The sequence below is a fragment of the Sporolactobacillus terrae DSM 11697 genome (assembly GCF_000648615.1).
GTDB classification, from domain to species: Bacteria; Bacillota; Bacilli; order Bacillales; family Sporolactobacillaceae; genus Sporolactobacillus; species Sporolactobacillus terrae.
Window position 1 is genome coordinate 62,792 of the sequence record NZ_JFZC01000012.1, and the last position, 14,588, is coordinate 77,379.

9 protein-coding genes are annotated in these 14,588 nt (G+C 47.6%); 7 read left to right on the plus strand and 2 right to left on the minus strand.

Features of this window, described 5'->3' with window-relative positions; all coding sequences use genetic code 11:
• Positions 1 to 56: 56 nt before the first annotated feature.
• Both AA84_RS0101980 and AA84_RS0101985 read left to right on the plus strand, forming a co-directional pair.
• Positions 57 to 1,481 carry a C69 family dipeptidase gene (locus AA84_RS0101980; RefSeq protein ID WP_028975807.1) on the plus strand — a complete coding sequence of 475 codons (1,425 nt, stop codon included), beginning with the start codon at positions 57 to 59 and terminating at the stop codon, positions 1,479 to 1,481.
• A gap of 460 nt (positions 1,482 to 1,941) precedes the next feature.
• On the plus strand, positions 1,942 to 2,898 hold the full coding sequence (locus tag AA84_RS0101985) for a ketopantoate reductase family protein (RefSeq protein WP_028975808.1): 957 nt from the start codon (positions 1,942 to 1,944) through the stop codon (positions 2,896 to 2,898).
• 108 nt (positions 2,899 to 3,006) lie between these two features.
• On the opposite strand, the gene AA84_RS18215 is transcribed toward AA84_RS0101985, so the two are convergent.
• Complete coding sequence (locus AA84_RS18215; protein ID WP_051577764.1) at positions 3,007 to 6,774, minus strand: S8 family serine peptidase; 3,768 nt, start codon at positions 6,772 to 6,774, stop codon at positions 3,007 to 3,009.
• Positions 6,775 to 7,137: 363 nt separating this feature from the next.
• On the opposite strand from AA84_RS18215, the gene AA84_RS0101995 reads away from it, so the two are divergent.
• From AA84_RS0101995 to AA84_RS0102005, 3 genes are all read left to right on the plus strand, one after another.
• Complete coding sequence (locus AA84_RS0101995; protein ID WP_037562682.1) at positions 7,138 to 8,031, plus strand: AEC family transporter; 894 nt, start codon at positions 7,138 to 7,140, stop codon at positions 8,029 to 8,031.
• Between the two features lie 94 nt (positions 8,032 to 8,125).
• A complete protein-coding gene (locus AA84_RS0102000; RefSeq protein ID WP_028975810.1) occupies positions 8,126 to 8,755 on the plus strand; it encodes an HAD-IA family hydrolase in 630 nt (209 codons plus the stop codon).
• A gap of 137 nt (positions 8,756 to 8,892) precedes the next feature.
• Positions 8,893 to 10,020, plus strand: coding sequence for an iron-containing alcohol dehydrogenase family protein (locus AA84_RS0102005; RefSeq protein WP_028975811.1), 1,128 nt, complete (start codon positions 8,893 to 8,895; stop codon positions 10,018 to 10,020).
• A gap of 137 nt (positions 10,021 to 10,157) precedes the next feature.
• Here AA84_RS0102005 and AA84_RS0102010 read toward each other — a convergent pair whose 3' ends face one another.
• Positions 10,158 to 11,183, minus strand: a complete 1,026-nt coding sequence (locus tag AA84_RS0102010) for an LCP family protein (RefSeq protein ID WP_028975812.1) — start codon at positions 11,181 to 11,183, stop codon at positions 10,158 to 10,160.
• Between the two features lie 234 nt (positions 11,184 to 11,417).
• Between AA84_RS0102010 and AA84_RS0102015 the strand changes: the two genes are divergently transcribed.
• Both AA84_RS0102015 and AA84_RS0102020 read left to right on the plus strand, forming a co-directional pair.
• Positions 11,418 to 11,792, plus strand: coding sequence for an OsmC family protein (locus tag AA84_RS0102015; RefSeq protein WP_028975813.1), 375 nt, complete (start codon positions 11,418 to 11,420; stop codon positions 11,790 to 11,792).
• Positions 11,793 to 11,866: 74 nt separating this feature from the next.
• Entirely contained in the window at positions 11,867 to 13,867 is a 2,001-nt protein-coding gene (locus AA84_RS0102020) for a methyl-accepting chemotaxis protein (RefSeq protein WP_028975814.1), read from the plus strand.
• Positions 13,868 to 14,588: the final 721 nt, after the last annotated feature.

Sequence of the window (14,588 nt, forward strand, 5' to 3'; positions counted from 1 at the left end):
ATATAGGAGTAAGTTTACAAGCTTTTCAAACTATTTATGAACAAAGGGATGTCGCAATGAAGAATAATTCACATGCGGCTTGTACGACGGTGCTGGTCGGCAAGGGCGCAACATTAGATGGCTCAACGATGATTGCCAGGAACGGGGACAGCTATGAAGTTCTTGTTCCGAAAAAAGTGGTCGTGCATGAGCATCAAGTACTGGAGAAAGAAGAAAACTACGTATCTCCAAACAACCGCTTTACGATCACATTGCCGAAGGAACGCTTCCGCTATACGGCGATTCCCGATCGCGAGGATCGCTACGTCACATTTGAAGATGCGGGAATCAATGAGAGAAATGTCGGTATGAGTGCAACGGAAAGCATTTACGGCAATCCGCGCGTGCTCGGTTATGACCCGCTTGTGGAAAACGGGATTGCAGAAGATTGCATGGTTACGGTTGTGCTTCCATACATTCATTCGGCGCGCGAAGGTGTGCTGCGTCTCGGAGAAATTGTTGAAACCTATGGTGCGGCCGAATCAAACGGTGTTCTGTTTTCAGATAAGGATGAAGTTTGGTACATGGAAATTGTGACCGGCCATCTGTGGGCAGCGCAGCGGATTCCGGATGATTGTTACGCGGTGGTCGCCAATCAATCGGCGATTCAGGAAATAGATCCTTACGAGAAAGAGCATTTTTTGATGGCGCCGCAGCTGGTTGATTTTATTGAAAAGCATCATTTAAATACGGGGAGCGACACCATCAACTTCCGCAATGTTTTTGGACGGCAGAATGTCTTTGACCGTCATTACAATACCCCTCGTGTCTGGTACGGTCAGAAGTATTTGAATCCGGATAGTGAACAAGATCCGCAATCGAATGAACTCCCGTTTCTGCGCAAAGCTGGTCGGAAAATCGGTGTCGATGACATTGCCTATATTCTGGACTCGCACTATCAGGAAACGGTGTATGATCCGCTCGGCTCCGGTAGCGAAGCAGAGCGTACTTTGTTCCGCGCGATTTCGCTCAACCGGACGCAGGATTCGCATATTTTGCAGATTCGTCCCAATGTGCCGGATGCGTTTGCTGGTATTCAGTGGATTTCGCTTGCCGGAACGTTCAGTCCTTATGTTCCTTTTTACACGAACATCACTTCTGTTCCTGAATCGTATGCGGTGACGCCGCTTAAGCTGTCGCTTTCCTCTGCATACTGGCTCTACAAGACGATTCCGGTGATTGTCGAGCCGCACTACCATGCATTCCTGAAACAGGTGCAGGACTATAAGGAACAGCTTTTCAGCAGTTATCTTGGCACGCTCGAAGCGACCGATGAACAGGCGGGTAAGCTGGATGAGCAGGAAATCACGAAATTCTTGACAAAGGTGACCGGTGAAAATGCGGGCCAAGCGCTTGAAGCCACACGCAAGTTGCTCCAGGATTTGACGATGCAGGCGATGTCACTGTCAAAATTGACCTTCAATATGGATAAAAACTTGTAATGACGCATGTTTTTGCCAATAGATTGATTGTGACGACGAAGGGGTGTCACGCAGGTAACAGCGCGCGAGGAGGCTTCCGGACTGCCCGCGTCCCGCGCCTAGTTGATGCGAGCGGCTGAAGTGGCGTTCAAGCACCAGTTCGATGGATCAAAGCCGCAAGGAAGACCCCGCAGGGATTGTGGTCTGAGCCGAGGAGGCTTCCGGACTGCCCGCGTCCGCGCCTAGTTGATGCGAGCAACCGAAGCGACGATTCAGCACCGAAAAAACGCGAGCCCATCACGCATGGTTGTTAATTAAGGACGAGGCGCCTTTAGCCCGGTTTTTCTAATACTATCAGAAAGTATAAAGATTATAAGGAAGATAGTATAAGTGCAACTAAGGCTCCGCCAGCGCCAGAGGCTTGGCCTCGCCAAGTTTTCTTTAAATTAACGTTTTACAAATAGAGAATGGAGTGATCAAAATGAAAATAGCGGTCATTGGTGCAGGAGCAATGGGACTGCGCTACGGAATCTTGCTTCAGGAAGTCGGCAATGATGTCGATTTTGTGGAACCGTGGGCGCCGAGCTATCAGGCCATTTGCAAACAGGGCGGCGTGCAAGTCTCGCGCGACCATCAGAATCAGCATCTAGTACCGGTCGATGTGTACCGTCCGGATGAATATACGCAAACTCCGGATTTAGTGATTTTATTTACAAAACAGATGCAGTCGGAAGAAGCGATGGTGGCCTGTCGCCATTTTATCGGTGAAAAAACGTATGTGCTGACCAATCAAAACGGAATTGGATCGGTCGATGTCATTCGCCGTTATGTGCCGAATGAACGAATCATTGCCGGAATCGCGCTGATTGCGACAGTGCTTGATGCACCGGGAAAAGTTGATTTCATGGGTGCTAAGGGTGCGGGACATACGCAACTGGTTAATGTGACCGAAAAACCGGATGATTTTACGGATGAAGTGGTTCGCGAATTTGAACGTGCGGGCATGAACCCGACGCTGCAGACCAATTATCTGGGTACTCTGTGGGGCAAGCTGCTGATGAATTCGGTGATTAATACACTGTGCACATTGATGGATATCACGATGGGCGAATATGTCGCTTATTCAGGGGCGGATGATCTTTCGCGTCGATTGATCGATGAAGGCTATGCGGCGGGAGTTGCCGACGGCGTGCGCTTTATGCAGAGTCGCGAAGAAATGCTTCAGATCATCGATCACGAAAGCTCGCAAGTAAATCCGCTGCATCATCCATCGATGTACCAGGATATGGTCAACGGCCGACCGACCGAAGTCGACTACATCAACGGACATATTGTAAAAACAGCGAAAAAACACGGTCTCGAAGCGAAAAGTCATGAAATGCTTGTGAATTTGCTGCATTTGGCGGAAAGTGCCAAACAGTTAAAAATGGCGCATTAATTGCTTGTTTTGCATTAGAAAAATCGGGCACACCTTGTCCGAAATAGAAACTATTCCATAAAAAAAGGTGTCCGGATCGAATCCGGACACCTTTACTATTTGATGAGATTACTGCAGTTTTTTACGCCGCATCAGCTGTACTGCAAAAACAAGGAAGAATACACCCAGACCGATGAACCAAAGGTTGGATTGATCCCCTAGCGCCGGAAGAAAATGATTCAACAAGCTACTTGTCTTTGCTTGTTGGAGATGGGCTGCTTGATCCTTAGCAGCGGTTTTGGTAGCATCGCTGCTCTGTGATGATGCCGCATTTACCGACGTGCCACTGTTTGATTGGTCGACCGGCGAAATCAAGGATGAATCGTCCTTTTTCTGATCAGCAGGCGGATTGACGTTTGAATCGCTTTTGTCCGGATCGGCAGGTGCATCGCTGCTTGAACCATCATTCTCCTGTTTTGGCGGATTCGGAGCTGGAGCCGTCTGATCCGTTTGTCCTGGTGGCAGTGTTCCTGATTCTTCGCCAGAAGCAGGATTTCCGGATGACTGATCACCATCTTTGACTTTAATGGCATTAAGCCGTTTCAGCAATCTGGTTTTGTCTGGGCCATCCGGGAGCGCGTCAACGCGTGTTCGCGCTGCGTCTACATCACGCTGCAATTTGCTTTTCTCTGCTTTGGCAACAGCGGCTTCGGCCTCCGCTTGACTATCCTTTTTTACTGAAAAGAAGGCTGACTCGCTTGTTACCGTTGAATAACCGACGCCGTAAATAAAGAATTTCGTTGCTGTATCGGTTAAGGAATGATAAGAAATCGGGTATTTAAAGCTTCCGTCTGCAGCGACCTTAATTCGGATCGCCTGCTTAAAATCAGCCTTTCCATCTTTTCCGGTTGGCACAACCTGGATGGAGTCGCGTGTTCCGTTGACCGTTCCGTGATAGTCATAGCGCTGTGTCCATGTATTCCATAAATAATCGAGCGCCGGGTCTTTGAGATTGCCTTTGATCCAGAATGCTTTTTCCTTTTTTCCAGTCTCAGGATTGACTTCTGTCGTCAGATCGGATGGTTTGACTGTGTAAGTTCCTGATTTTGTTGCAAGAGACAACGAAGGTTTTTGATCTTTGGAATCTTGATCAATAACTGAGAGTGGAACGAGAAGGTCGGTTCCTGCGTCGTCTGGATCATCGTTGACAAACCAGTAGTCAAGGAGGTAGTCGCCTGCGGGTGCCTGCTTGGTTTCCAAACTGGCAAGATCAAGGTAGGTTCCGTTCCAGGCATCCCCAAGCTTGAGCGCGCCTGTTTTATTTTTTATGGCAAAAATATTGGCGACGCCGAACAATTTTCCGGTATTGGCGTCATAAACGACGATCCATACGCTGTCTTTTGGCGAATTCATCGTCACGTATCCATCAACATTGTCGTTTTCCCATGGATAGTTGGACACATCACCGCTGTCTTTAAGCGTTATATAGCGGTCAAGGTCAGCGGATGCGGCCACCGGCTGTTTGGCAACGGTTGTTGAAAACGGGATTCGGGTAATGTCTGAACCGCTTGTCGCGGTGATAAATCCTTGATAGCTGTTGTAGGCGGTCCCTGAAGGAAGATGCAACGTCAGCTGAATGGAAGCATTTCCACCTGCTGGAACGGTTACTGATTTTGGCAGATCGAGTGTTAAGCCACCATTTCCAGGTGCCCCCACATTTGATCCATTGAACGTCCCTTTTAGTGTGAATGTTTTTGTGCTTGCCCCGCTATTGTGTATCTTAACGGTTTTGCTGATGTCGCGCGCTTTTTGATCAAAGAATGCGCCGAATGCTGCGGAGCCGGTTAAATAAGGAATTTCTTCTTTAGTCCCGGTATTCAGATCCAGAGAGGACGAGGTGTTCTGAACGGTAAATGTTGTTGGATGATTCAATGCTTTATAAGCATCAATACGGCCGGCGCCTGCGTCAAAAACCGACCAGGGTTTGCTGAGCGGATCAGTCGTACTCATCAAATCTGATTTTACTTCTGCTGGAGTCAACGTCTTTCCTTCTGCTTTTGCTTGACTATACAGGAGTGCAGCCACACCGGTGACATGCGGAGCGGCCATTGATGTGCCGTCCATCATCTGATAAGCATAGGTATAATCGTTGGCGTTGTCCGGTGCGTTAATATAGTAAGGCGCTGTCGAGTCAATGGCAACGCCCGGTGCCGTTAGATCAGGTTTAATGTCATAGGTCAAGCCAACCGGACCTCTGGAACTGAAATCGGCAAGGTTGTCTCCGGACTTTTCGACGGTGTGCATGGTGCCGAAGTTCACTTTCAGTATTGGATTTTTCTTTAAGGCAGCGACTAAGGCATCACCTTGGGCTTTGTTCAGGCTGAAGGAGGGAACGTAATGCTTTGATGCGCCGAAACTGTAGTCGAACATGACGTCCGAATTGTTATAAATAATCGCAAACTTTGCACCGTGTTTTTTGGCATTTGCGAGATTATCAACAAAATAGTTGCCGCCTCGCTGAATGAGGGCGATTGAATCTTGCGCTTTCAGTGCCTTATCGTCAAACTGTCCCTCAAGACCTTGGCCGCAATCAACGACCGCGTATTCTTTGCCTTGCAGCGTTGCAACGTCGTCGCCAAGTCCGGTCGCAATGGTGGTCAGGTCAAGTTTGAGATCGCCTGCTGCTCCATTGAAGGCCGGCGTGCTTGTCGGCGAGTCGCTGGCGCCAACGGTGATTGCAAGCGGGGAGGTTCCCGGCGATCCCAATGTCCCTGCGGAGGGTCCGGAATTACCCGCTGAAATAACTGCCGTTTTCCCGGCTAGTGAAAAGTTGTTAATGGCAACAGAATCAGCGCCGTAAGGCTGATTATCCGAAGAGCCAAGGGACAGATTAATGACATCGATTCCATCTGTATAAGCGCGGTCGATTGCAGCGATGATGCCTGAGGACGCGCCGCTGCCATAGGGACCGAGGACACGGTAGATGTGGAGTTCGACATCGGGGGCGATGCCCAGTTCAGATGCAGCAATCGTTCCGGAAACATGCGTGCCGTGTGAGGTGTAGTATTCACTGCCCGTATCAGGATCGATTTCCGGTTCGCCGCTCTTTTTCCAATCATTATACGTTGTTTCCATCGGATCATTATCGTTATCGATGAAATCATAACCGCCGCTGTAGACACCCTTGAGTTCCGGATGATTGTAATCAATCCCTGTATCCAGAACACCGACTTTGCCGCCTTTACCGGTGATCCCAAAATCTTTGCGTGCTTTGTCAACGCCGATTTGCGGACGACTTTGATCCATGTTGGCAGAAACTGCGTCCTCAGCTACCTTTGTTATTTTATCTTCGGGGACGCGGACGATTTGATCTTTCCAAACTTTTTTAACATAAGGAAGCTTTGCGATGCTTTTGATTTTATTTCCGGGTAGTTTAACGGCCATTCCATTAAAGGTTTGCTTAAATTCATAGCCCAGCTGGGTGGAGGAAGCGGCGAAACTTTTCACTTTTGCCGCACTTTGTAATGAAGCTTTAAAATCGGCATGTTCTTTATTAATTGCTTGCAATGCGCTTGTTGCGGTTGAAAAGGATTTCGCTGATTTGAGTGAGGCGGCTGGCTTGTGGGTGGCAAGAGGATCTGTAGTAAATTCAACGATAATCGCTTGTTGTTTGCTGGTGTCGGTATTGAGTCCTTGTTCAATGTCAGCACTCTTTTTCTTGCTTTCGATCGTCTGCTTCAGGTTCTGGAGATCTGCTTTATTCAACTCCATGGGTTTGATCGTATTCACATGGCGCTCTGCATGGGCAGATGATGTTGAGAATGAAAAGACACTCGACAGAACAAGAATAAAAATGAGTAATCCTGCGATCCACTTCGTGTGGCGTGTGCTTAGCATGTAATCCCTCCTGATTAATCGATAAACGCGTTGAAGAAATCTTGCATCTTCTAAAAAAATATGCGTTTATTTCAACAATTAAGAGAATCGTAGCAAAGAAACAATCATTGATAAATCATAAAAAATCATCAGAGAACAACAGAATCTGACAAAACGATCGATCATGCAGCATTGAATGTATCTGTTTTTGCGAAAAGATGGGGATCCATGCCAAAAAATGTAAGAAAAAAATTAGCCCTTTTACTCGGATGCTGGTAGAAATCTACGAAATCGTTCCAATCTATGAAAAGTAATGCTTGTACTCGTCGTTTGTGACAACGTAAAATGATAGAGAAAAAAGTGCTTTGGAGAGAGGGAACCTTTTTGCTGATTTTTATTGATGTGATTTTACCGGTATTTTTCATTTTTTTAAGCGGTTATCTTTTACAGAAAATCTTTAAACTTGATTTGCTCCCGATCTCGACGCTTGCGGTGTATCTGCTGATTCCATTCTTGGTGTTTGATACGTTCTACACGACGCCAATGGATCTCAGTTTCTACTATATTGTGGTGACTTCGGTGATCATTATGGCGGCGCTGATTGCAGCCGGACTGCTGCTTTGCCGGTTCTTTCGTTATGATAAAAGCGAGCGGAATGCGTTCTTGCTTTCGACTATTTTTCCAAACAGCGGCAATTACGGTGTGCCGATTATTTTATTTGCTTTTGGAAAGCAGGGCGTCTCCTATGCGATGCCGTTGATGATTTTTCATGCCATTCTTATGGGCATCGTGGGTATCTATATTGCGGCGAACGGGAAGGGGAGCGTGAAAATGGCGCTGCAGACCGTGCTGAAACAGCCGATGAACTATGCGATTATTCCGGCACTGCTTCTGCAATTCTTTCATATTGAGATCCCGGCCCACTTTCTGCAAAGTATCGAACTTGTCAGCGATGCATCAATTCCAGTCATCATGGTCATCCTCGGGATGCAGTTGGCGAATGTCGATGTACATAAAATAAGTTGGGGACGAATCAGTCTGGCAACGGGCGTACGACTTGTTTTGTCGCCGTTGATTGCTTTTTGGGTGTGCGTGATGTTCCCGATCGATCCGCTTTTGCGGAATGTGATTATTGTGATGGCGGCAATGCCGAGTGCGGCGAATACGACGCTGTATGCGATCCAGTTCAATGCCAAGCCGCAATTTGTTTCCAGCTGTACGCTGATCACGACTGTGACGAGCGCTGTGACCCTTGACATACTGCTCAGCTGGTTTTAAACGGTGTCGTTTGTTTCATCGCTGCATACACTCTTATACAGTCTTATCCGCGGTTTGAGTGCCGTAAAATAGTTATACAATTGAGGTGATTCGGATGCTGAAAGCAGTCCTGTTTGATTTTGACGGAACATTGGCAGATTCGAGAGAAGCATTTCTGACGGCCTATAATAAATTAGCACAACGGCATGGTTTTGCAAGATTGACCCATCCGTTGTTTGAACAATTGAGGGCGCGCTCAATGCGGGAACGTTGCAAGGCGCTGAATGTTCCTTTCCATAAAATTCCTTTCTTGATCGGTGAAATCTCGCGCTACTATCAAGCGTCAATGATGGAGATTCCACTGATGAAAGGTGCACGGGAAATGGTGCGGGATTTACAGGCGGCGGGCTATCGCTTGGCGATTCTCTCTTCGAATGAGGAGAAAAATATCCGCTTTTTCCTGAAGGTTCACGGTTTGGATGGCTTCTCCACAATTATGTGCTCAAGGAAACTGTTTGCTAAGGATCGGCTGATGAATAACTATTTGAAACGTCAGAAGTTAAAGCCGGATCAAGTGGTTTACATTGGTGACGAGGCGCGCGATGTTCTTGCCAGCCAAAAAAGCGGGATTCGGGTGGTCTGGGCAGCGTGGGGCTTTGATGGAGCAGAGAATGTGCGCAAAGCAGGTCCCGATTTTATTGCAGAACGGCCGAGTGATGTACTGCAGCTGATTAGCGAGTTATAAACCGGAACAAGGGGGACATGCAATGAGTATTATGCATTTGCACAACGTTTTTTGTTGTGGACGCCCCTTGTTTTCCAGCGTGGCTGCTCTAAGATGGGAGTAGCATGATGTGAACACGGACAAATGAGGGGGACGCTATGGAGCAATTTTTCTACAAACAGCCAGTACCGGTTGATTTCGGATTTGGCAAGATCAGAAAACTGCCGCAGATTCTGCAGCAGTTCGGTTTTACGCGTGGATTACTGATCAGTGCACCGTCAATGGTGCGTGCAGGGGTCGCACAGCAGCTTATGGAACAGTCGGACGGAAGAATCATCGCTGTTTTTTCCGACATTCAGCCGAATCCTACGGTGCTGAATACGGATGCCTGTGCGACCATACTTCGCGATGAGCAATGTGATTTTGCGATTGCGCTCGGTGGCGGTAGTATTATGGACTGTGCTAAGGCGGCTTGTTTTACAGCAACGACCCCGTACAGTGCAGCCGACTTTTTGTCCGGACAGCGCTCGGTTGATCATGCGGGCATTCCGATGATTGCCGTACCAACAACATCGGGAACGGCGAGTGAAGTGACGACTGCATCGGTATTGACCGATACCGAGCGCGGGGTGAAGGCACTGCTCGGCAGTGATGAGCTGTATCCGGCTTACGCACTTGTTGATCCGCAACTTTCGATGAGCTGCCCGCCTCAGGTAACGGCAGCGAGCGGTTTTGATGTGATCGCTCATGCACTGGAAGCCTACTATGGGAAAAAGCATCAGCCGCTGACCGATTTGGCAGCCGAACGAGCGGCCACGCTTGCCTTTGATGCCCTGCTGACGGCTTATCGCGAACCCAATAACCGAGAAGCACGGGAGAAGATGAGCGAGGCGTCGGTGACTGCCGGCTTTGCTTTCGGACAGACGCAAACAGCGGCCGCACATGCCTGCTCCTATCCGCTGACTCAAGATTTCGGGATTGTGCACGGCGAGGCGTGCGCGTTCACGTTGCCGTCCTTCTGGCGTTTGAACAGTGAAGAAGGTGCGGAAGCAGAACGGCTGCAGGCTTTCAGCAGACGGCTTGGTTTCGCTAGCAGCAATGCGCTTGCCGATCAGATGGATGCGATGAAAAAGGAAATGCAGCTGTGCACGACTTTAGCAGAGGCGGGCATCCTCGAAGAAGCGCTTGATCAATTGGTAAGCAAAAGCTTTGCACCGAACATGCAGAATAACCCGGTGCCGATCACTAAGGCGCGTTTAAAGGCCATTTATCTGCATTTAAAGTGAGCATACATGCAAAAGAACCCCTAAAACTGCAACCGTTTCAGAGGTTCTCTTTTTAAAAATCGATCGCTGCGGCGCTTCGGACCGCAGACAATACCGCCCGTGCCAAAAGCACGGGCGGTATTTGATCTGATCAAACTTTAGTTTGAAAAATATTTTTTGATCGTTGTTTTCAGTTCATTTTCATCGAGAATGATTTGGCTGTTATTTGCTTTAAGCAGATCATCGCGCATCGTTGCGCCGCGGCCTTTAACCTGGCGGTACTTGATCTGTTTTTCAGGCTGAAAGTTGTCCTTTACGCCCAATCCAACACTGACCATGTCTTCAGTCGACATGTTGGTAGCAATCAGGAACTTGGAAAGGGATTGCATCAGCGCCGGCAGCCGGGTGACGTTGGATGGCTGCATGATTTTCTTTGCAATGCCGATCAGCGCCGCCTGTTGAAGCTGTTGCCGTCCGTAGTCGGTTCCCGGCAAGGAATAGCGCTCGTGGCAGAGCTCGGTTACCATTTCACCGTTCAACTTTTGAACGCCGGGGGCAAAGGTTTTGCCTGCGTTTTTCGCGTACCATGGGTGGGTAAGGGTGACTTTAAACGGGACATTCATTTCAATGCCGTCCAGTGCATCGACCATATACTGCAGCCCCCAATAATTGGTCTCGGCATAGTAATGAATCGGGACGCCGGTGAGGTTGGATACGGCGGACACCGCAGTTTCAATGCCTTTTTTGGTTCCATGATTCACTTGGGCAATGTATTGGACACTCGTCAGCTTTGTATGCCCGTAGCCATCCATGTAGACCCGGGTATCACGCGGGATGCTGAGCATGTTGTATGTATGATTGTTTAAATCGGCATGAATCAGCACCATCGAGTCGGTGTGACTGGCCTTTGACCCTTTTCGAGAATCCGAGCCGATCAACAGTACATTGAAGGTTCCGGCTTTTTCTTTATAATTTTTGATCTTGCTCGTGTCACCGGAGCCAACCGTTTTTAAGTGATTGAAATGATTGGCCGGTTTCAGTCGATGTAATTCGTAGAAGCCCAAAGCAGTTCCGGTAACAAGCAGAATCGCAAGGGTCAATAAGATATAGCGCCAAACACGGTGGCGTTTTCTTGATCTTCTGAATGAGCTTCGTGATGGTTGCAAGTCCTTTTTCTTTCCCATAGTTTACTCCTTTGGCTCTGGTATTACGCGGGCAGCCCATGATGATGCAGAACAAAATGTGACAAATCCATTCAATTAGTATAGCAAAAAGTGTGCGGTTATTTTCAAAATATGACGATAAAGACAAAGTTTTTTCGACTGACCCGGCATGCGAATTGAGCGGAAAGCGGCACATATTCGCTTAGGCACGGCCATATAATGGAACAAATCGTGCATGATCAAGGGGGCTGGAGAATGGAACTGATTCAAGACCGTGATCGTTTGGAACTTGTCCATGAACAGGGAAATTGGTGCCTGAAGGAAGGGGCGGGCTTTTCACCGGTGCAGCTTGTTGCAGCGGCGACCGCAGCATGCAGTACCTACGTTTTTGAAAATTTGCTGAATATGCGCGAAGTGAGCTATGAAATGAAAAAAGTGGTGCTTGATTATCAGCTTGGCAGCTGCTATCCTAATCCGCTGGCGCGTATTGATGTGCAATTTGTGATGAAGGTGGAAGGACGTGATCGCGAACAGGTTGAACATGTCTTTTATCAAATCGCAGAAAATTGTCCGGTGCTGCAATCGCTGCATCCGCGTATTAAAGTGAATGAGTCGATTTGCTTTGCTTAAAAAATTGTATTTCAAATCCTCTGTTTTTTTCCGATATATAAATCATAGAGAAAAAAGGAGGATTTTATCGAAATATGTCGGAAAAGCAGAAACGCTTGCGTTTAAATCTCAATTTAAAAAGAACATTAATTACTTCTATGATCGTTGTAGCGCTCGTTCCTGCGATTATTGTCGGTGTCGCTTCATTTATCAATGCCAGTCATAAGGTGTCGGAGCAGATTGAACACAGTGCGACGAACAGTGTCAACTTATTAAACCAAAATATTTCTCAAACGATTGACCTAGAGAAAGAACGTTTGGATTATTTAGCGAGCCACATCTCTGCTGTATCCATTAAAAATGGTGAAAATCGTGAAACCATTAATACACTGCTTTCACAGCAACAAGCCGACAGCGGGCTCGCTCAGGCTTATGTAGGGACGAAAAAAGGTCACTACGTGTATACGCCGCAGTCATTGATTAAACCTGACGGATTTGATCCCGTCACACGTCCATGGTTTATCGATGCAATGAAACAACCCCACCATGTTGTCGTTAATGAGCCGTACAATTCGGTGCTTGTCAAAGATTATGTTGTTTCTTTGTCTTCCACGACCACAGATACGCAAGGCGTGGTCGGTATCGATCTAAATCTTGGGGAACTTCAAAAAATAGCCAACTCTGTTCGTGTCGGCGAGAGCGGCTATGCGTTTATCGTGAGTCCCGGCGGAAAAATTGTTGCACACCCAAAACTGAAGCCAGGGACGAAGGTTCCCGACGCTGCATTGCTTAAAAAGATAAAGAAATCAAGCAGCGGCTCTGTGGAAACAAACTACAAAGGGATTGAGAAGAAGGACTTTTATGTCACCAATAAGGATACCGGCTGGGTGATTGTCGGTTCCCTGAACAACAGTGATATTTCAAGAAACACCAACGGTATCTTGATGAATTCAATCCTTATTGGTGCAATCACGGCAATCATTGCTGCCGCATTTGCGTTGATGACGGTCTACTTCATCATCCGACCCATTAAGAATCTGCTTCATGTTGCTAATAAAGTTACGGAGAAGGATCTGACGAATCTCGCTGAAAAAGAAGGATTTGACGAGTTTAAACAATTGGGAACGGGTTTCAATCAGATGATTTCATCTTTAAACAATGTCCTGATACAAGTGGATGACAAGGCGACTGCTGTTGCCTCATCATCTGAAGAATTAACCGCTTCAACAGAGGAAAATCGGGCAACCTCCGATGAAGTTGCGCAAGCGATTCAAGAGATTGCTGCCGGCTCCCAAGAACAGAATCAAAAGGTTGAAGCATCCAAGCAAAGTGTTGCTCGAATCAATAAAGAAACAGAGAAAATAGCTACACAAGCCACAGTCCTTAGCGAACGATCTGTTGATGCCACGGATTCCGTCAACAATGGAAAACACGCGTTGACCCAAGTTGTTCAGCAAATCAAAATCATTCGAACAACGAATGATCAATTTGCTAAAGAGTTGAATGATTTGGAAGGAAAATTGAATCAGATCAGCGACACAAATAATCTGATTAATGATATTGCGGCACAGACCCATCTTCTGTCTCTGAATGCAGCGATTGAAGCGGCTCGAGCTGGGGAACATGGTAAAGGATTTAGTGTGGTAGCAGCTGAAATTCAGAAACTCGCCGTCCAATCTGCAGAATCAACCGCTAAGATTGCTGACGCTGAAGCCTCGATTACTGAAAAAGTACAAGAACTTGTACAGTCGATGAAAACGGGAGCGCAACAAGTGAGCAAGGGAATCGGTATGGCTGATACAGCCACGACGACGTTTGCTGATGTTGAGGAAACGGTTGCTTCAGTATCGAAAGCCGCGCGAGAGATGTCTGACTCTGTTCAGAAAATTTCAGGGTCTTCAGGAGAAATTGTCGAACGAATTGATGCAATTGCTCATTTGTCTGAGACGACCAGCGGCCTTTCCGAAAATGTATCGGCTGCAGCAGAACAGCAATCGGCATCAATGGAAGAAATTGCCCATAACGCAACCAACTTGTCGATACTTGCGGATGAATTAAGACAAGTGGTTGCCCAGTTTGTGATTAACAAAGCATAAAAAGGTCCATTCAAAATGGCACACAATGTGTTGCGTGGCGGAAAGCAATTAAAAAAGTTGATAGAAAGCAAGAAAAGGGTGTCTCAAAAGTCCGTTTTTAACTTTGAGACACCCTTTTTAGCAGGAAAAGAAAGGATAAGATTTTGCCCTGTCTTCAAACCAATAGCCCAGTGTTTTGGCCAAGAGTCAAAGCGGAGGGGCTCTGGCGCCTGCGGGATCGCGGTTAGTTGATGCGTGCCAGCGAGACCCCGCAGATTCTTGCCCTGTCTGAGGCTCGCGGTGCGCCCGCGGCAAGCGAGCAGCTGGAGTGTCGTTTGTGCACAAGGTGATGAACAAAGCCCGAATGGAAGGCGGAAGTAAGGACCGGGCGCTTTTTGCCCGGTTTTTCTTACAGGATAAGAAAGTATATGATTTTGCCCTGTCTTCAAACCAATAGCCCAGTGTCTTGGCCGAGAAACAAAGCGGAGGTGCGAGACGCCTGCGGGAACAGCGTGCCAGCGAGACCCCGCAGATTTCTGGCCTGTCTGAGGAGGCTCGCGGGGCGCCCGCGGCAAGCGAGTAACCGAAGCGGCGATTCAGCGCTGAAAAGACACGAGCCCATCAAACATGGTTGGAGATTAGGGACCGGGCGCTTTTTGCCCGGTTTTTCTTACAGGAAAAGAAAGTATATGATTTTGGGGGTATCGCAGTGAATATGACTGTGATACCTTTTATTTATGAA